The sequence below is a fragment of the Streptomyces sp. CA-251387 genome (assembly GCF_050936625.1).
Lineage (GTDB): Bacteria > Actinomycetota > Actinomycetes > Streptomycetales > Streptomycetaceae > Streptomyces.
Genome location: NZ_JBNJMJ010000001.1, coordinates 6,599,459 through 6,617,881 on the forward strand (window position 1 = coordinate 6,599,459; position 18,423 = coordinate 6,617,881).

The window sequence follows — 18,423 nt, forward strand, 5'->3', positions numbered from 1 at the left end:
ACACCATGACACACGCGAGAAAAGGGGCGGATCGGTGGCGCACATCGACATCGAGGAAGCACGCAAGCAGTTCGAGCGCATCGATGCGGACGGGGACGGTGCCATCACGGCCGCCGAGTTCAAGACCGCCCTGGCCCAGGAGGGCGACTGGAACGTGACCGAGGCGGTCGCCCAGGCGATCATCAACAGCCGCGACCTGGACGGCGACAAGCTCCTGTCGTTCGACGAGTTCTGGACCTTCCTGAACAAGTGACCTGCGCGAAAGGGACGCCCGGCAGGCCTGCGCGGCCGACGGGCGCCCCTTCGTCATGTTCGGGACCGGATCAGTACCGCCCAGCGCCCGCCGTGCCGCTCCAAGGCCGGCGGCAGGCCGAGGCGCTTGCCGGCATGGCCGGACGCTAGACGATCTCGAGGGGCAGGTGGGGCCCGTCCGGCAGCTCCACCGCCACCGGATCCCCGGGGCGCACGACACCGCCCGCGACGACCACACTCATGATCCCCGCCTTGAACCGCACGCTCCCGTCGCCGTCCCGCCCGACGACCTGCTTGAGCAGCCCCTTCTGAAACCCGTCGATCTGCGCACATGGATTGCGCAGCCCGGTCACCTCCACGACGGCCTCGTCCCCGAGCCGCAGCCGGGTCCCCTTCGGCAGGCCGAGCAGATCGATCCCGCGCGTCGTGACGTTCTCCCCGAGCTCCCCACTGGCCACCTCGAAGCCGGCCGCCCGCACCTCCTCGAACAACTCCTCATGGATGAAATGCACTTGCCGCAGATTGGGCTGCGAAGGATCCCGCTGCACCCGAGACCGATGCTTCACGGTCACCCCCGCATGCACATCACCCTCCACTCCGAGCCCGGCGATCAGCGTGATGCTGTCGCGGTTGGGCTTGGTGAACGAGTACGTGCTGTTGCTGCTGACCGCAGCGACGGTCCCACCCATGCCGAGAAGTTCCCCTCTTCCGTACGGCGATTGCTTCGCCGCAGGTGGAGCCTATATGAGCCCCAACGCCACCCCTGATAACCGCATTGATGTGCGCAAGCGTGACGCGTGTTCGACGTCGTCGTTGATCGGATGGTAGGTCAACGAATTTCTGTAGCAGGGGGATTGGGTGAAGGTGTGCGAGGCGTATGGGGACGGATGGGCGTGCGGCCGGTCGTCCGACAGGTACCCACTGACGAAGGGTCTGTGCAAGACGCACTACATGCAGCACCGACGAGGGAGAGGGCTGGCGCCCATCAATCCAGAGCGCGCAACGGCTGAGGGGCGCTCATGTTCCTTCGAGGGATGCGCCAGGGCCATGTACTCCCGAGGGTTCTGTACTGGTCACTACCAACGGCAGAGCAAAGGCCAACCGCTCACGCCGCTGCGGGCGAAGAGGGCCAGCGGCGTCGTTCAGGAGATGGTCAAGCGTGGGGTCATCGAGTGTCGCGGATGCGGTGAGCACAAGCCTTCGTCCGAGTACTCGCCGCTCAATGCGTCGGGCGCTCTTTGCCGCCCGAGCTTCGCACCTTCGAGCTGCTCAACAGGTACCTCGCTGATCCGCCCGCCAGGCGACTCAGGGCAGAACTGGCTACGTCGGGCCACTGGATCGTCATGCGTTCTCGGCCCATTCACGCAGGGCGGCCTTGCTGGGGAAGTCCGCGACGTTCTTGTCCAGGGGGTCGTCCGTGTACTGGTGAAAGCGCCACTTGGCCCTGATGCGGGGCTTGCCGGCGGTCACGTAGTCGGCGATCCAGAGACCGTCGCCGGCGTATGACGTCCTGTCGACGTTCAGCCAGTAGTGTCTGTTTGCATACAGAACGACCGGATTGTTCGGTCGCTTCTCCTTCACCTTTCGGATGAACAGATCCTTCTCCGCGTTGCTCGCATGCGTCCCCGCGCTCGTCGTCTCCCAGTCGACGGCGAGGATGTCGCCCGCTCTCTCGGGGGCCTTGCTGACGAAGTACTCCGCCTGGGCCGAGAGGTTGCCGGGCCAGAGGAAGTGGTAGAAGCCGACGACGAGGCCGGCGTCGCGGGCGCGCTTGGTCTGGGCGCCGAGTTTCGGGTTGACGTAGGAGCGGCCCTCCGTCGCCTTGATGAAGACGAAGGAGATGCCGTCCGTGTCGTAGGTCGACGACTGGTACGCGCTTACGTCGATGCCGCGCAGCATGAGGGGACTCCCTGAAACGCCGGTGGGGGGACAGGGGTTGGAATGGGTGTATGCCCCACCGTGGCACGGCTGACGCGTCCGTGACGTGGAATTGTCAACATTCGATGATGTTGACCGCCAGCCCGCCCCGCGCCGTCTCCTTGTACTTCACGCTCATGTCGGCGCCGGTGTCCTTCATCGTCTTGATGACCTTGTCCAGGGACACCTTGTGCGAGCCGTCCCCGCGCATCGCCATCTTCGCCGCCGTGACGGCCTTGACCGCGGCCATCCCGTTGCGCTCGATGCACGGGATCTGGACCAGGCCGCCGACCGGGTCGCACGTCAGCCCGAGGTTGTGCTCCATGCCGATCTCGGCGGCGTTCTCGACCTGCTCCGGGGAGCCGCCGAGCACCTCCGCCAGCGCGCCCGCCGCCATCGAGCAGGCGGAGCCGACCTCGCCCTGGCAGCCGACCTCGGCGCCGGAGATGGACGCGTTCTCCTTGAAGAGCATGCCGATCGCGCCGGCGGCCAGCAGGAAGCGGACCACTCCGTCCTCGTCCGCGCCCGGCACGAAGTTCATGTAGTAGTGCAGGACTGCCGGGATGATGCCCGCCGCGCCGTTCGTCGGGGCCGTCACCACCCGGCCGCCCGCGGCGTTCTCCTCGTTCACCGCCATCGCGTAGAGCGTGATCCACTCCATCGCGTGCGCCAAGGGGTCACCCTCCGCCCGGAGTTGGCGGGCGGAGACCGCGGCACGGCGGCGGACCTTCAGGCCGCCCGGCAGGATGCCCTCCCGCGACATGCCGCGCGACACGCACTCCCGCATCACCCGCCAGATCTCCAGCAGGCCCGCGCGGATCTCCTCCTCCGTGCGCCAGGCCCGCTCGTTCTCCAGCATCAGTGACGAGATCGACAGGCCGGTCTCCTTCGTCAGGCGCAGCAGTTCGTCGCCCGTGCGGAAGGAGTACTTCAGCACCGTGTCGTCGAGCTTGATGCGGTCCGCGCCGACCGCGTCCTCGTCGACGACGAAGCCGCCGCCCACCGAGTAGTACGTCTTCGACAGCAGTTCGGCCCCGGAAGCGTCGAACGCCCACAGGGTCATGCCGTTCGCGTGGTACGGGAGCGCCTTGCGGCGGTGCAGGACCATGTCGTCGTCGAAGGAGAACGGGATCTCGTGCTCGCCGAGCAGCCGGATCCGGCCCGCTGCCTTGATGTCCTCCACCCGCTGGTCCGCCGTCTCCACGTTCACCGTCCGCGGCGAGGCGCCCTCCAGGCCCAGCAGCACCGCCTTGGGCGTGCCGTGGCCGTGGCCGGTCGCGCCGAGCGAGCCGTACAGCTCGGAGCGGACGGACGCCACGGAGGACAGCAGGTCCTCGTTGCGCAGGCGTCGCGCGAACATGCGTGCCGCGCGCATCGGGCCGACCGTGTGGGAGCTCGACGGGCCGATGCCGATCGAGAACAGGTCGAAGACCGAGATGGCCACGGGGACTCCTCAATACGGGGTGGTGCAGAAGGGTTTCTGCGGGGTGCCCCGCTCGCTCACTGACCAGTGTGCGGGACACCCCACAAAAAGGAACTACTTGTTCAGACCGGGGTACAGCGGGTGCTTGTCGGCCAGGGCCTTGACCCGGGCCTTGAGCGCCTCCGCGTCGTACGACGGCTTGAGCGCCTCGGCGATGATGTCCGCGACCTCGGCGAAGTCCTCGGCCGTGAAGCCGCGGGTGGCCAGGGCGGGCGTGCCGATGCGCAGACCGGACGTCACCATCGGCGGGCGCGGGTCGTTCGGGACGGCGTTGCGGTTGACCGTGATGCCGACCTCGTGGAGGCGGTCCTCGGCCTGCTGGCCGTCCAGCTCGGACTCGCGCAGGTCGACCAGGATGAGGTGGACGTCCGTGCCGCCGGACAGGACGTTGACACCCGCCTCACGGGCGTCCGCGGCCGTCAGCCGCTCGGCGAGGATCTTCGCGCCCTCGACCGTGCGGCGCTGGCGCTCCTTGAACTCCTCGCTCGCGGCGACCTTGAAGGAGACCGCCTTCGCCGCGATCACATGCTCCAGCGGCCCGCCCTGGAAGCCCGGGAAGACCGAGGAGTTCAGCTTCTTCGCGAAGTCCTTCTTCGCGAGGATGATGCCGCCGCGCGGCCCGCCGAGGGTCTTGTGGGTGGTGGACGTGACGACGTCCGCGTACTCGACGGGGTTCGGGTGCAGGCCCGCGGCCACCAGGCCCGCGAAGTGCGCCATGTCCACCCACAGGTACGCCTCGACCTCGTCGGCGATCCGGCGGAACTCGGCGAAGTCGAGCTGGCGCGGGTATGCCGACCAGCCCGCGATGATCACCTTCGGGCGGTGCTCCTTGGCGAGCCGCTCGACCTCGGCCATGTCGACCAGGCCGGCGTCGTCCACGTGGTACGCGACCACGTTGAACTGCTTGCCGGAGAAGTTCAGCCGCATTCCGTGGGTGAGGTGGCCGCCGTGGGCGAGGTCCAGCCCCAGGATCGTGTCGCCGGGCTGGGCCAGGGCGAACAGGGCGGCCTGGTTGGCGGAGGCGCCGGAGTGGGGCTGGACGTTGGCGTACTCGGCGCCGAACAGCTCCTTGATCCGGTCGATGGCGATCTGCTCGGCGACGTCGACGTGCTCGCAGCCGCCGTAGTAGCGCCGTCCCGGGTAGCCCTCGGCGTACTTGTTGGTCAGCACCGACCCCTGCGCCTCCATCACCGCGAGCGGCGCGAAGTTCTCGGAGGCGATCATCTCCAGGGTGGACTGCTGACGCTCCAGCTCGGCGTCGAGCGCGGCGGCGATGGCCGGGTCGAGCTCGTGCAGGGGCGCGTTCAGAAGTGACATGTCAGACATAGGGGGATACGACTCCTCAGCCGGCGGTGTGGGCGTCGTACTCGTCGGCGGAGAGCAGGTCGGCCGGCTCCTCCGTGACGCGTACCTTGAACAGCCAGCCGCCCTCGAAGGGGGCGGAGTTCACCAGCGACGGGTCGTTCGTCACGTCCTCGTTGACCTCGACGACCTCGCCGGTGACCGGGGAGTACAGGTCGGACACCGACTTGGTCGACTCCAGCTCGCCGCAGGTGTCACCCGCGGTCACGGTCGAGCCGACCTCGGGGAGCTGGGCGTAGACGACATCGCCGAGCGCGTTGGCCGCGAACTCGGTGATGCCGACCGTCGCGACGCCGTCCTCGGCGGTCGACAGCCACTCGTGCTCCTTGCTGTAGCGCAGCTGCTGGGGGTTGCTCATGGCCTGAATTCTCCTGTACGCGCGGGAGTGGTGATGAATGGGGGACAGCTGGAAACGTGCGTGAGCAGCGGAAATGTGCGCAGGGTCACGCACGGGCCGCTGCCAGTCTCTCCGTCTGGCGCGGGTTCTGCCGCTTCTGGTGCTACTTCTGCCGCTTGTAGAACGGCAGCGCCACGACCTCGTACGGCTCGTGGCTGCCGCGGATGTCCACGCCGACCCCGGCCGTGCCCGGCGCCGAGTGCGCCGCGTCGACGTACGCCATGGCGATCGGCTTGCCCAGCGTGGGGGAGGGCGCACCCGAGGTGACCTCGCCGATGACCTCGCCGCCGGCGACGACCGGGTACCCGGCACGCGGGACGCGACGCCCCTCGGCGACCAGGCCGACCAGGACGCGCGGCGGGTTCTCCGAGGCACGGGCGGCGGCCTCGGCGAGCGCCTCGCGCCCGACGAAGTCGCCCTCCTTCTCGAACTTCACCACCCGGCCGAGCCCGGCGTCGAAGGGCGTGAGGGAAGTCGACAGCTCGTGGCCGTACAGCGGCATGCCCGCCTCCAGCCGCAGGGTGTCCCGGCAGGACAGGCCGCACGGGACCAGGCCGACGCCCTCGCCCGCCTTGGTCAGGGCCTGCCACAGCTCGACGGCGTGCTCCGGCTTCACGAACAGCTCGAAGCCGTCCTCGCCGGTGTAGCCGGTGCGGGCGATGAGGGCGGGGACGCCGGCGACGGTGCCGGGCAGGCCGGCGTAGTACTTCAGGCCGTCGAGGTCGGCGTCGGTGAGTGACTTCAGGATTCCCGGGGACTCGGGACCCTGGACGGCGATCAGGGCGTACGCGTCCCGGTCGTCACGTACCTCGGCGTCGAAGCCGGCGACCCGCTCGGTCAGCGCGTCCAGCACGACCTGGGCGTTGGAGGCGTTGGCGACGATCATGTACTCGGTCTCGGCGAGCCGGTAGACGATCAGGTCGTCGAGGATGCCGCCGTCGGCCCGGCAGATCATGGTGTAGCGGGCGCGGCCGACGCCGACGGAGGCGATGTTGCCGACCAGGGCGTAGTTCAGGAAGGCGGCCGCCTGCGGGCCGGTGACGGTGATCTCGCCCATGTGGGAGAGGTCGAACAGACCGGCCTTGGTGCGCACGGCGTTGTGCTCGTCGCGCTCGGAGCCGTAGCGCAGCGGCATGTCCCAGCCGGCGAAGTCGGTCATCGTCGCGCCGAGCGAGCGATGCAGGGCATCGAGCGCGGTGCGGCGCGGTCCAGTGGGTTCGGTACTGCTCATCGGTCGGTCGTCTCCCAGGGGCGATGGGGGTCCCCCGCGCGAGCGAATTCGAGCGTGGGGAGGGCGAGGTCGTTCCTCCCCATCTGTCATCGGAACCTGAGAGGTTCGCCACGACCGCCACGGGGACGATCACGGCTTGCACCTTGGGTGGAGCCACGCCTCTGCTCGAAGACTCGAACGTCTCGAAGAGAGGGACGGCCCGCTTTTCAGATGTGCCTCGCCCGCGCGGTAACGGGGCCTGAGAGATTCAAGGGAGGGACTTGCTCCTTCGGCGTCCCAGCGATGCACTGCTGGGAACTCTCCCGCGCGGATTCAAACGGCCGGTATGCAGTTGGCGCGGACATCATTGCATGCCGGGCTCGTCTGTGGCAGGCCACCTCTGTAACCGGCTTGTGGCGGGAAGCGAACGAAAACGCGAGAGATCCTCCATTACCTTCTCTTTACGCTCAGTGGGGATGGGGAATCCTGACCCCGGAGGAGGACGATGACGGTGAACCGCACCACGGCGTACGCCACGACCTCGGGCATCGCGCTGCCCAAGCAGCCCGCGGCCCCGGCCGCCGATGCCCGCGGCACGTGTCCCGCACCCGTCGTCCGCGACCTGCGCGAGCGCTCCGGCCACAGCCCGCACGCCCTGCTCTTCGGCCCCAAGGACCTCGTCGTGGTCACCGGCCTGCCCGGCAGCGGCAAGTCCACGCTGATGGAGCGGACGGTGAAGGGCATCCGCATCGACTCCCAGGACACCCGGGACCGCTGGGACGCCCGCATGCCCGGCTTCCTCCCCTACGGCGTCTACCGCCCTCTGGTACGCCTCGCGCACTACGCCGGACTGCGCCGCGCCCTGCGCTCCGGCGAGGGCGTCGTCGTGCACGACTGCGGGACCCAGGCCTGGGTGCGCGGCTGGCTGGCCCGCGAGGCCCGCCGCCGCGGCGGCACCCTCCACCTGCTCCTGCTGGACGTCGCTCCGGACGCCGCCCTGGAAGGCCAGCGCGAGCGCGGCCGAGGCGTCTCCCGCTACGCCTTCCTGCGCCACCGCAGAGCGGCCGCCCGCCTGCTCCACTCCGTGGAGAAGGGCGACCTGCCCCAGGGTTGCGGCTCGGCGGTACTGATCGACCGGTCGGCGGCGGACGTACTGCGCCGGATCGGGTTCACGGGCTGAGGTCCCCCAGGGCCTGCCCGGACCTGCCCCACTCTGGGCCTGCCCCACACTGGACCTGCCCCACTCTGGACCTGCCCCGCCCCGACACCGGATAGCCTTTTGGGCCACAGACGTGGTTCACAGCAGGCGGTCAGACAGATGGACTTCCCAGCGGATCTCCCCGCGGACTTCCCGGCACAGACACACCTCCACCCGCACGGCGGCTGGCCCGGCAACGAGCTGGAGGAGGTGCTCTCGGCCTCCCTCGGCCTGCCGTCGGCGGGCGGCCGGATCATCGAGGTGCTGGGCCGCAGCTTCGTCTGGGTGCCCCTGCCCAACGGGGGCGGCCCGCACAGCGGCCCGCTGGACCTGCCCACGATGGAGATCGAGGGGCAGGCATACGTCCCGGTCTTCAGCTCCGAGGAGCAGTTCCGCCAGGTCGTCGGCTCCCACATGTCGTACACCGTCGCCCCGGCCGTGGAGTTCGCCCGCGGCCTGCCCCCGCAGGTGGGCATCGCCGTCAACCCGGACGGCGTGGTCGGCGTTCCCCTGCCCCCGGCGGCGGTGGCCGAGCTCTGCCGCGTGGGCCGCACCCCGCTGGACGGCCTCACCTCCGGGGGCCGCGTCAAGCTCTACGAACCCGACTGGCAGGACGACCCGGTCGACTTCCTCGCGGCGGCGTCGGCCGAGTTCGCCGAAACCGGCGTCGTCCTCACGGCCCGCCGCTGCCTGGCAGCGATCGAGACGGCCGCCCCCGTGATGTTCATAGGCGTGGAACTCTCCCAGTGGGAGGGCGACTTGCGCGCCGCTCCGACGGACGCCCTGGGCCGAGCCCTGGGCAAGGTCCCGATCCAGTGGCCGGTCAACTTGGTCCTGCTGGACGTGGCCCAGGATCCGGTGATCGAGTGGATGCGCGCGAAGGTGAGGCCCTTCTACCAGCGGGACTTCTAGGGGTCCCTGAGGGGCAGCGCCCTTTCAGGGGCGCGGGGCTGCATCGATGTGCGGCTCCCCGCGTGCGCGCGGCAAGCCGCACAGGGCCCGCGGCCCGCAGACCACATCAAGTCCCGAGCTCTCAACGCTTAAGCTGGTTGCGAAAACGGCTGTTTCCCGAAAGGGCGGTAAAAGGTGAGCGCGAGCGGCACCGCGGCGACCGGACAGGTCGAGCACATGCTGCGCCAGGTGACGCCGGGGCGTTACGACGCCTACGAGGCGCTCCTCCGCGCGCTCGCGACCCCGTCCGCCGGCCAGGTCTGGATGCTGCTGTGGCACGGCCAGGCCGGCTCCCCGGACGCCCAGTACGGAAACATGGAGGTCGACGGCCACGGCTACGCCCCGTGCGTCACTTCCGCCCAGGAACTGTCGGCCAGCGGCTGGAACCGCAGTTACGAAGTGGTCGACGGCGTCGACGTCGCCCGCACCCTCTACCCGGACCACTACGGCCTCTGGCTCAACCCGCACGCCCCCGGCGGGGGCGTCGGCATCCCCTGGCTCGACCTGCGCCGCATCGCCACCGGCCTGGACCGCCAGCCCGCCGGCCCGCTGCGCCTGTCGGAGCCCGCCATCGAGATCCCGCAGTTCTACGCCCTGCTCGCGCAGAACGCCCACCGCACCCCGGCCGTCCGCTCCCTGCGCCGCGCCTGGGTGCAGCCGGCGCTCGGTGCGCCCTATCTCGCGATCGGGCTCGACGTGTACGACACCAGCCCGCCCGCCGTGGACTCGGTGCGCTCGATGATGTCGCAGTCGATCGGCGCGGTCCCGGACGGGCTGCCCGTCTCGACCGTGGCGATGTCCGACGAGTACGACCCGGTCGCCATGTGGATGCGCGCGAGCGCCCGGCCCTTCTACGACCGCGAGGCCCACGCCGTCGCCCCCGCGCAGGCTCCGGCGGCGGGCTACGGTTACCCTCCGGCGCAGGGTCGTTACTGATCAGCGCTGATCGTTCTCCGGCTAACCTACTGTTCAGTCTGCACCCGCACTGTCGCAGGCCCAGACGGCCATCGACTTCGGTTTCACAGGCGGATCTCCGCGCGTAGATGCGATCGGAAGGTCCCGGTCCGCCCTCATACGCCCCAACTGATGGGCGTCCGACGGTCGTTACCTGCTGTTCGGATAACGGAACCCCCCAGACAGCATCACGGTTGCGCATCCTTTCCTCGCCAACTCTGGCAACAAAACGCTGAAGCGTTGAAGACTCCCGCTCCAGGGGTGCTCGCCCCTCTGTGCGAGGAACGAGTACAACGGACTGATCACGCCGCCACAGCGGCAAGCGCGGGCCGGCTACCGCCGGTTGAATCGAAGAGGGGTCCCTGCCTGATGACGGCACCACTGCACGAGCCGACCGCGGAAGCTGCCCCCAGCGCGGCCGAAGAGGCGGCGGTCGCCACCACCGGCGCCAAGGCCGTACAGGGGCGCTCCCTGGGACGGATCGCCTGGGAGCGGCTGAAGCGGGACAAACTCGCCCTCACGGGCGGTGTCGTGGTGCTCGTGCTCATCGCCGTCGCCCTGCTCGCGCCGGTGATCGCCAACCTGGTGGGCCAGGACCCGGAGACGCACCACGAGGACCTGATCGACCCGCTGTTCGGCACGCCGACCGGGTCGCTCGGCGGCATCAGCGGCGAGCACCTGCTGGGTGTCGAGCCGGTCAGCGGCCGCGACATCTTCGCGCGCATCGTCTACGGCGCCCGGATCTCGCTCCTCGTCGGCTTCCTGTCCGCGCTGGTCGCCGTCGTCATCGGCACCGTCCTGGGCGTCCTGGCCGGCTTCTTCGGCGGCTGGGTCGACTCGGTCATCAGCCGGGTCATGGACGGCCTGCTGGCCTTCCCGCAGCTGCTGTTCATCATCGCGCTGGTCTCGGTCATGCCGAACGAGATGCTCGGGCTGACCGGCACCGGTGTCCGCCTGTTCGTGATGATCCTGGTCATCGGCTTCTTCGGCTGGCCCTACATCGGACGCGTGGTCCGCGGCCAGACGCTCTCGCTGCGCGAGCGGGAGTACGTCGAGGCGGCCCGATCGCTCGGCGCCGGGCGGTTCTACATCCTGTTCAAGGAACTGCTGCCCAACCTCGTCGCCCCCATCATCGTGTACACGACGATGATGATCCCCACCAACATCCTCACCGAGGCGGCACTCAGCTTCCTGGGCGTGGGCGTCAAGCCGCCCACGGCCTCCTGGGGGCAGATGCTCTCGAGCGCGATCGACTACTACGACTCGGACCCCATGTACATGGTGATCCCGGGCGTGGCGATCTTCATCACCGTTCTTGCCTTCAACCTCTTCGGCGACGGCGTGCGTGACGCGCTGGACCCGAAGGGCTCCCGCTGAACTGCCGTACGCAAGTGACCCGTGGCACCACACGGGGTCTCTCTTCAAATCCGGAGGATCCGAGATCGTGACTACCCAACGCACCTCAGGGCGGCGCAAGCAGGCCATGGCCGCTGCCGCCGTGGTCGCCGCGCTGCTGACCACGGCGGCGTGCGGCGGCGGCAACGACAACGAGGGGTCGAAGGGCGGCGCGCCGGGCTTCGACGCCGCGAACAACAAGGTTGCCCAGGCCTCCCTCGCCAAGAAGGGCGGCACGCTGAAGTTCGCCGGTGTCCAGGACGCCGACTCGTGGGACACCACGCGTGGCTACTACGGCTTCATGTGGAACTTCTCGCGCTACTACAGCCGCCAGCTCGTCACGGGCAAGGCCGAGCCCGGCAAGGCCGGCGCCGAGCTGACTCCCGACCTCGCCACCGGGCTCGCCAAGATCTCGGACGACGGCAAGACCTACACGTACACCCTGCGTGACGGGGTCACGTGGGAGGACGGCAAGCCGATCACCTCCAAGGACATCAAGTACGGCATCGAGCGCCAGTGGGCGCAGGACGTGCTGTCCGGCGGCCCGGTCTACCTGAAGGACGTGCTCGACCCCAAGGGCGAGTACCCGGGCCCGTACAAGGACAAGGCCGCGGACAAGCTGGGCCTGAAGGCCATCGAGACGCCGGACGACAAGACCATCGTCTTCAAACTGCCGCAGGCCAACTCCGACTTCGAGGAGATGCTGGCCCTGACCTCGGCGTCCCCGGTCCGCCAGGACAAGGACACCAAGTCCAAGTACGGCCTGCACCCGTTCTCCTCCGGCCCGTACAAGTTCCAGTCGTACAACCCGGGCAAGGACCTGACGCTGGTCCGCAACACCGAGTGGAAGCAGGCCTCGGACCCGATCCGCAAGGCCTACCCGGACAAGATCACGGTCAAGTTCTTCACGAACGCCAACGACATGGACGCCCGCCTGATCGCCGGCGACTACGACCTGGACATCAACCAGACCGGTATGTCGCCGCAGGGCCGCACCACCGCCCTGAAGCAGCACAAGGCCAACCTGGACAACCCGGTCTCCGGCTACATCCGCTACGCGGTCTTCCCGCAGAGTGTGAAGCCGTTCGACAACATCCACTGCCGCAAGGCCGTGATCTACGGCGCCGACCACGTCTCGCTGCAGAACGCGCGCGGCGGCCCGGTCGCCGGTGGTGACATCGGCACCAACATGCTGCCGCCGTCCGTCCCGGGCGCCGAGGGCCAGAAGTACGACCCGTACGAGCTCGCCGGTGCCAACAAGAAGGGCAACGTCGCCAAGGCCAAGGAAGAGCTGAAGGCCTGCGGCCAGCCGAACGGCTTCAAGACCACCATCGCCGTCCGCAACAACAAGCCGGCCGAGGTGGCCACCGCCGAGTCCCTCCAGGCCTCGCTGAAGCAGGTCGGCATCACGGTCGACATCGACCAGTACGACGGCTCGCAGAGCTCCGGCATCATCGGCAGCCCCTCGAACGTGAAGAAGAAGGGCTACGGCATCATCATCATGGGCTGGGGCCCGGACTTCCCGTCCGTCCAGGGCTACGGTCTGCCGCTGTGGAGCAGCAAGTACATCCTCGAGAGCGGCAACAACAACTACGCCCTGATCAAGGACAAGACGATCGACGGCCTGTTCAACCAGTACGTCACCACGCTGGACGACGCCGGCAAGGTCAAGATCGCCACGGAGATCAACCACAAGGTCATGGAGGGCGGCTACTACCTGCCCTTCGTCTTCGAGAAGTTCATCAACTGGCGCGGGAACAACCTGGCCAACGTCTACACGACGGACGCGTACAGCGGCATGTACGACTTCGTCAACCTCGGCCTGAAGTCCGCGAAGTAACCCCGGCACACCCGCCGTACGGCACGAAAGGCAGGTGAAGGCCGGCGCGGCGTGACCGTGGGCCATCGGACGACCTCCGGTGGCCCACGGTCCGCGGCGGGCCGAGATCTGTGCTCGCTTATCTGATCAGGCGGCTCTTCGCCGCCGCAGTGATGCTCGTGGTCATCGTCATGGTGGTCTTCGGCATCTTCTTCCTCGTCCCGAAGTGGGCGGGTGTCGACATCGCCACCAGCTTCGTGGGCAAGCAGGCCGACCCTGCGGCCGTCGAGGCCGTGCGGCAGAAGCTCGGCCTGAGCGAACCGATCTACGTCCAGGTCTGGGAGTTCTTCAAGGGCATCTTCGTGGGCCGCACCTACGCGGCCGGCGGTGACATCACGGAGTGCGCCGCGCCCTGCTTCGGCTACTCGTTCCGCAGCGAGCAGGCCATCTGGCCGGTGCTGACCGACCGCTTCCCGGTGACCCTGGGGCTCGCACTCGGTGCCGCCGTGCTGTGGCTGCTGTTCGGTGTCGCGGCGGGTGTCCTCTCCGCCCTCAAGCGGGGCACCCTGTGGGACCGCAGCGCGATGGTCGTCGCCCTCGCGGGTGTCTCCCTGCCCATCTACTTCACCGGTCTGCTCAGCCTGGCGATCTTCTCCTACGGTCTGGGCTGGATCAACGCGGAGTACGTGCCACTGGAGGAGAGCTTCACCGGCTGGCTCGGCGGCATGATCCTCCCGTGGATCACCCTCGCGTTCCTGTACGCGGCGATGTACGCCCGGATCACCCGCGCCACCATGCTGGAGATCCTCGGCGAGGACTACATCCGCACCGCCCGCGCCAAGGGCCTGCGCGAGGGCGTCGTCATCCGCAAGCACGCCATGCGCTCGACGATGACGCCCATCCTGACCATGCTGGGCATGGACCTCGGCGCCCTCATCGGCGGCGCGATCCTGACCGAGACCACGTTCAGCCTGCCCGGCCTCGGCCAGGCGGTGCTCAACGCGATCAAGAACCAGGACCTGCCCGTCATCCTGGGCGTCACCCTGATCACTTCTCTCGCGGTGCTCATCGCCAACCTCGTGGTGGACGTCCTGTACGCCGTGATCGACCCCCGAGTGAGGCTCGCATGACGGAACTCAGCAAGACCGGAGCGGCCGTGGGGGAGCCCACGGGCACCTCGCCGGCCCCGGCCTCCTTCCTGGAAGTGCGCGACCTGAAGGTGCACTTTCCGACCGACGACGGCCTGGTCAAGTCCGTCGACGGGCTCAGCTTCCAGCTGGAGAAGGGCAAGACCCTCGGCATCGTGGGCGAGTCGGGCTCCGGCAAGTCGGTGACCTCGCTCGGCATCATGGGCCTGCACACCGCCGGCCAGTACGGCAAGCGCAAGGCGCAGATCTCCGGCGAGATCTGGCTGAACGGCACCGAGCTGCTGTCCGCCGACCCGGACCACGTGCGCAAGCTGCGGGGCCGCGACATGGCGATGATCTTCCAGGACCCGCTGTCCGCGCTGCACCCGTACTACACGATCGGCCACCAGATCGTGGAGGCGTACCGCATCCACCACGACGTCGACAAGAAGACCGCGAAGCGCCGTGCCGTCGAGATGCTCGACCGGGTGGGCATCCCACAGCCGGACAAGCGGGTCGACAGCTACCCGCACGAGTTCTCCGGCGGTATGCGCCAGCGCGCGATGATCGCGATGTCGCTGGTGAACAACCCCGAACTGCTCATCGCGGACGAGCCGACGACCGCCCTCGACGTCACCGTCCAGGCGCAGATCCTGGACCTCATCCGCGACCTCCAGACGGAGTTCGGCTCGGCGGTCATCATCATCACCCATGACCTGGGCGTCGTCGCCGAGCTGGCCGACGACATCCTGGTGATGTACGGCGGCCGCTGTGTCGAGCGCGGACCGGCCGAGAAGGTCTTCTACGAGCCCCGCCACCCCTACACCTGGGGCCTGCTCGGCTCGATGCCGCGCCTGGACCGCGAGCAGCAGGAGCGCCTGATCCCGGTCAAGGGCTCCCCGCCCTCCCTGATCAACGTCCCGTCCGGCTGCGCCTTCCACCCGCGCTGCCCGTACGCGGACATCCCGAAGGACGACGTCACCCGCACGGTCCGCCCCGAGCTGACCGAGGTCGGCAGCCGGCACTGGGCCGCCTGCCACATGACCCAGGAGCAGCGGGAGCGTATCTGGACCGAAGAGATTGCGCCGAAGCTGTGAGCGAGAAATCCAAGGACACGGCTGTGACCACTCCCGCGAAGAGCGACGGTGCCACCCTCACCAAGGACGCCGCCCCCGGCGAGGTCCTGCTGAAGGTGACCGGGCTGCAGAAGCACTTCCCGATCAAGAAGGGCCTGTTCCAGCGGCAGGTCGGCGCGGTGCACGCGGTCGACGGCATCGACTTCGAGGTCCGGGCCGGTGAAACCCTCGGCGTGGTGGGCGAGTCGGGCTGCGGCAAGTCGACGATGGGCCGGCTGATCACCCGGCTGCTCGAACCGACCGCCGGCACGGTGGAGTTCGAGGGCCGGGACATCACGCACCTCGGCGTCAGCGGGATGCGCCCGATGCGCCGCGACGTGCAGATGATCTTCCAGGACCCGTACTCCTCGCTGAACCCGCGCCACACCATCGGCACGATCATCGGCGCCCCCTTCCGGCTCCAGGGCGTCACGCCCGAGGGCGGCATCAAGAAGGAGGTCCAGCGGCTGCTGTCGGTCGTGGGCCTCAACCCCGAGCACTACAACCGCTACCCGCACGAGTTCTCCGGCGGCCAGCGCCAGCGCATCGGCATCGCCCGCGCGCTCGCGCTCAACCCCAAGCTCGTGGTGGCGGACGAACCGGTCTCCGCGCTGGACGTGTCCATCCAGGCACAGGTCGTCAACCTCCTCGACGACCTCCAGGAGGAGCTGGGCCTGACGTACGTGATCATCGCGCACGACCTCTCGGTCGTCCGGCACGTCTCGGACCGGATCGCGGTGATGTACCTCGGCAAGATCGTGGAGCTGGCCGACCGCGACCTGCTCTACAAGACGCCGATGCACCCGTACACCAAGGCGCTGATGTCGGCGGTCCCGATACCGGACCCCAGGCGCAGGAACGCCAAGAGCGAGCGCATCCTGCTCAAGGGCGACGTTCCCTCGCCGATCTCCCCGCCGAGCGGCTGCCGCTTCCACACCCGGTGCTGGAAGGCGACGCAGATCTGCACGACGGCCGAGCCGCCGCTCGTCGAGCTGCGCCCCGGCCAGCGCGTCGCCTGCCACCACCCGGAGAACTTCGAGGACCAGCAGCCGCAGGACACGGTGCTGCTGACCGCGGCCAAGGAGGCGGCGGAGCTGGTCGCCGACGAGGTGCTGGCCGAGTCCGCGGAGACGTCGGCGGCGGTGGCGGCGGAGGTGAAGGCCGAGGCGGCTACGGGAACGACGGATTCCGAAGAGTCCACGGAGCCGTCAAAGGACGAGAACAAGTAAGAGCGCTCCGGCCCCCACCTTGCTTTGCAAGGTGGGGGCGTTTTGCTGCGTAAGAATGGCAGGGTGCTCCAGCAACTGTTCAGCCCGTCCGTCCAGCACACGCTCGACCTGATCGGCATCTTCGTCTTCGCGATCTCCGGCGCCCTGCTGGCCGTCCGCAAGAACTTCGACGTCTTCGGCATCGCCGTCCTCGCCGAGGTCACGGCCCTGGGCGGCGGGCTGTTCCGGGACGTGGTCATCGGCGCCGTACCCCCGGCCGCCTTCACGGACCTGGGGTACTTCCTCACCCCGCTGCTCGCCGCGCTCCTCGTCTTCTTCCTCCACCCGCACGTGGAGCGCATCCAGACCGGCGTGAACGTCTTCGACGCGGCGGGCCTCGGCCTGTTCTGCGTCGCCGGGACGACGAAAGCGTACGACTACGGCCTCAACCTCACCGCGTCCGCCACCCTCGGCCTCGCGACCGCCGTCGGCGGCGGTGTGCTGCGGGACGTCCTCGCCAACGAGGTGCCGTCACTGCTGCGCTGGGACCGCGACCTGTACGCGGTCCCGGCGATCGTCGGCGCCACGATGGTCGTCCTGTGCATCCACTACGACGCCCTGAACCCGCTCACCAGCACCCTCGCGGCCGTCACGGCCTTCGTTCTGCGCCTGCTCGCGATGCGGTTCCACTGGCGAGCTCCGCGGGCCTGGAACCGGCGGTCGACGGTGCGAGAGGAGTAGTCCCCGGCGCCGTCCGGGTCCGCTGCCCGGTCCCCATCACCTCGGTCAGCCAGCGGAACGCCGGCACCACCTGCGGCTTCCACAGCGCCATGGTGTGGCCTCCCGCACTGCTCGGGATGAACACCACGTCCACGGTCGTGGGCGCCTTCGCCACGCGCCGGAGGGCCATCGCCGCCTCGTACCCGTCCTTGGGCTGGCCGGACAGGTAGAGCGCGACGCGCGGCGGCACAGGGGCGCCCTTCAGGAGCACATACGGGTTGTTCGCCGCCCGCAGGGCCGGGGACTTGCCGGCGAGTGACTGGGGTACGGCGATGGGGTCGTTGTAGCCGGACATGCTCACCGCGGCCCGGTAGCGGTCGGGGTGGGCGACGGCGAGCTTCGCCGCGCAGTGCGCGCCCGCCGAGTACCCGGCCACCGCCCAGCCGTCCGGCGCGGCCTGCGCCCGGAAGTTGTCCATGACCATCTTCGGCACGTCGATGCTGAGCCAGCTGTCGGCGTTCACCTTGCCGGGGATGTTCGCGCAGCCGGTGTCCTGGCCGGGGAGCAGTGTGGTGCGCGGCGAGACGATGATGAACGGCGCGATCTGCCCGCTGCGCATCAGCGGTGCCAGCTGCTGGGGCGCGTCCATCGTCCCGTACCACGCCTTCGAGGAGCCCGGATAGCCCGGCAGCACCTCGACGACCGGGAACCGGTGATCGCGGTAGGCCGGGTCGTGGTACTGCGGCGGCAGCCAGACGTGGACCTCGGCGTGCACTCCGGACACCCGGCCCTTGAGCTGGGTGACGAGCACCCCGCCGTCCGCACGCATGCCCGGCCCCTTGGCCTGCTTGAAGGCCTGCCGGACCTTGGGCAGCTTCTCCAGCGCGATCCCGCCGGTGCCGCTCGCCCCGAGGTCGGCGGCCTCCTGCACATGGTCGCTGGTGCCGAGCAGGTCGCCCCAGTTGTCGTACAGCTGGTTGGAGTTGTTGACCAGCGTGAAGACCAGGGCGACCGCCGTGCCCTGGGCGAACAGCACCATCAGCACCCTGGCGGCGGCCCGCACGACCCTCGGCCCGCGCACCCGCGACCAGAGGACCAGCGGCAGCACGACGGCGACGACGCACAGCGCGAAGAGCGTGTAGAGGAACGCGGTCCCGGTGAGACTCATGTCCCGATAGAGGGCTTATCGCCGTCTCAGGTTTCGGACGGGTGCCGACACTTACCGAAAAGTTGCCCACATCTCAATGCGCCTTGACACACGTGGACGCTGCCCGGACGTCTCCTCACCCGCCACCAAAGCTACCGCTTAGTAGTT

General features: G+C 68.9%; 17 protein-coding genes and 1 riboswitch. Of the genes, 10 read left to right on the top strand and 7 right to left on the bottom strand.

What is annotated here, in order from left to right:
• The first annotated feature begins 34 nt into the window (after window positions 1–34).
• A complete protein-coding gene (locus tag ACQEV2_RS29710; protein WP_433048036.1) occupies window positions 35–253 on the top strand; it encodes an EF-hand domain-containing protein in 219 nt (72 codons plus the stop codon).
• A gap of 145 nt (window positions 254–398) precedes the next feature.
• On the opposite strand, the gene ACQEV2_RS29715 is transcribed toward ACQEV2_RS29710, so the two are convergent.
• The 6 genes from ACQEV2_RS29715 to gcvT form a co-directional block, all read right to left on the bottom strand.
• Complete coding sequence (locus ACQEV2_RS29715) at window positions 399–941, bottom strand: MOSC domain-containing protein (RefSeq protein WP_433048039.1); 543 nt, start codon at window positions 939–941, stop codon at window positions 399–401.
• 652 nt (window positions 942–1,593) lie between these two features.
• A complete protein-coding gene (locus ACQEV2_RS29720; protein WP_433048041.1) occupies window positions 1,594–2,151 on the bottom strand; it encodes a glycoside hydrolase family 25 protein in 558 nt (185 codons plus the stop codon).
• A gap of 94 nt (window positions 2,152–2,245) precedes the next feature.
• Window positions 2,246–3,613, bottom strand: a complete 1,368-nt coding sequence (locus ACQEV2_RS29725) for an L-serine ammonia-lyase (protein WP_433048044.1) — start codon at window positions 3,611–3,613, stop codon at window positions 2,246–2,248.
• A 93-nt stretch (window positions 3,614–3,706) separates the two neighbouring features.
• Window positions 3,707–4,969 carry a serine hydroxymethyltransferase gene (gene glyA / locus ACQEV2_RS29730; protein WP_433048047.1) on the bottom strand — a complete coding sequence of 421 codons (1,263 nt, stop codon included), beginning with the start codon at window positions 4,967–4,969 and terminating at the stop codon, window positions 3,707–3,709.
• Window positions 4,970–4,994: 25 nt separating this feature from the next.
• A complete protein-coding gene (gcvH, locus tag ACQEV2_RS29735; protein ID WP_433048050.1) occupies window positions 4,995–5,372 on the bottom strand; it encodes a glycine cleavage system protein GcvH in 378 nt (125 codons plus the stop codon).
• Window positions 5,373–5,514: 142 nt separating this feature from the next.
• Entirely contained in the window at window positions 5,515–6,642 is a 1,128-nt protein-coding gene (gcvT, locus tag ACQEV2_RS29740) for a glycine cleavage system aminomethyltransferase GcvT (protein WP_433048053.1), read from the bottom strand.
• 216 nt (window positions 6,643–6,858) lie between these two features.
• Window positions 6,859–6,957: riboswitch (glycine riboswitch) on the bottom strand.
• Window positions 6,958–7,126: 169 nt separating this feature from the next.
• Here gcvT and ACQEV2_RS29745 point away from each other — a divergent pair.
• From ACQEV2_RS29745 to ACQEV2_RS29785, 9 genes are all read left to right on the top strand, one after another.
• The gene (locus tag ACQEV2_RS29745) at window positions 7,127–7,801 is read left to right on the top strand and encodes an AAA family ATPase (RefSeq protein WP_433048056.1); all 675 of its coding nucleotides are present in this window, start codon (window positions 7,127–7,129) and stop codon (window positions 7,799–7,801) included.
• Window positions 7,802–7,939: 138 nt separating this feature from the next.
• Window positions 7,940–8,731, top strand: coding sequence for an enhanced serine sensitivity protein SseB (locus ACQEV2_RS29750; protein ID WP_433048059.1), 792 nt, complete (start codon window positions 7,940–7,942; stop codon window positions 8,729–8,731).
• 174 nt (window positions 8,732–8,905) lie between these two features.
• Window positions 8,906–9,706, top strand: a complete 801-nt coding sequence (locus ACQEV2_RS29755) for an enhanced serine sensitivity protein SseB C-terminal domain-containing protein (RefSeq protein ID WP_433048062.1) — start codon at window positions 8,906–8,908, stop codon at window positions 9,704–9,706.
• A 387-nt stretch (window positions 9,707–10,093) separates the two neighbouring features.
• A complete protein-coding gene (locus ACQEV2_RS29760) occupies window positions 10,094–11,101 on the top strand; it encodes an ABC transporter permease (RefSeq protein WP_433048065.1) in 1,008 nt (335 codons plus the stop codon).
• A gap of 67 nt (window positions 11,102–11,168) precedes the next feature.
• A complete protein-coding gene (locus tag ACQEV2_RS29765) occupies window positions 11,169–12,959 on the top strand; it encodes an ABC transporter substrate-binding protein (protein WP_433048068.1) in 1,791 nt (596 codons plus the stop codon).
• Window positions 12,960–13,069: 110 nt separating this feature from the next.
• Entirely contained in the window at window positions 13,070–14,068 is a 999-nt protein-coding gene (locus ACQEV2_RS29770; RefSeq protein ID WP_433048071.1) for an ABC transporter permease, read from the top strand.
• Window positions 14,065–15,162: an ABC transporter ATP-binding protein gene (locus ACQEV2_RS29775; RefSeq protein ID WP_433048074.1), complete on the top strand. Its 1,098-nt coding sequence runs from the start codon at window positions 14,065–14,067 to the stop codon at window positions 15,160–15,162. The genes ACQEV2_RS29770 and ACQEV2_RS29775 overlap by 4 nt, the downstream gene beginning before the upstream one ends.
• A 23-nt stretch (window positions 15,163–15,185) precedes the next feature.
• A complete protein-coding gene (locus ACQEV2_RS29780; protein ID WP_433048077.1) occupies window positions 15,186–16,409 on the top strand; it encodes an ABC transporter ATP-binding protein in 1,224 nt (407 codons plus the stop codon).
• 63 nt (window positions 16,410–16,472) lie between these two features.
• Window positions 16,473–17,129 carry a trimeric intracellular cation channel family protein gene (locus ACQEV2_RS29785; protein WP_433048080.1) on the top strand — a complete coding sequence of 219 codons (657 nt, stop codon included), beginning with the start codon at window positions 16,473–16,475 and terminating at the stop codon, window positions 17,127–17,129.
• Here ACQEV2_RS29785 and ACQEV2_RS29790 read toward each other — a convergent pair.
• Window positions 17,038–18,276 (bottom strand): alpha/beta hydrolase, encoded by a 1,239-nt coding sequence (locus tag ACQEV2_RS29790; RefSeq protein WP_433048084.1) that lies wholly within the window; start codon window positions 18,274–18,276, stop codon window positions 17,038–17,040. The genes ACQEV2_RS29785 and ACQEV2_RS29790 overlap by 92 nt on opposite strands.
• Window positions 18,277–18,423 lie beyond the last annotated feature (147 nt).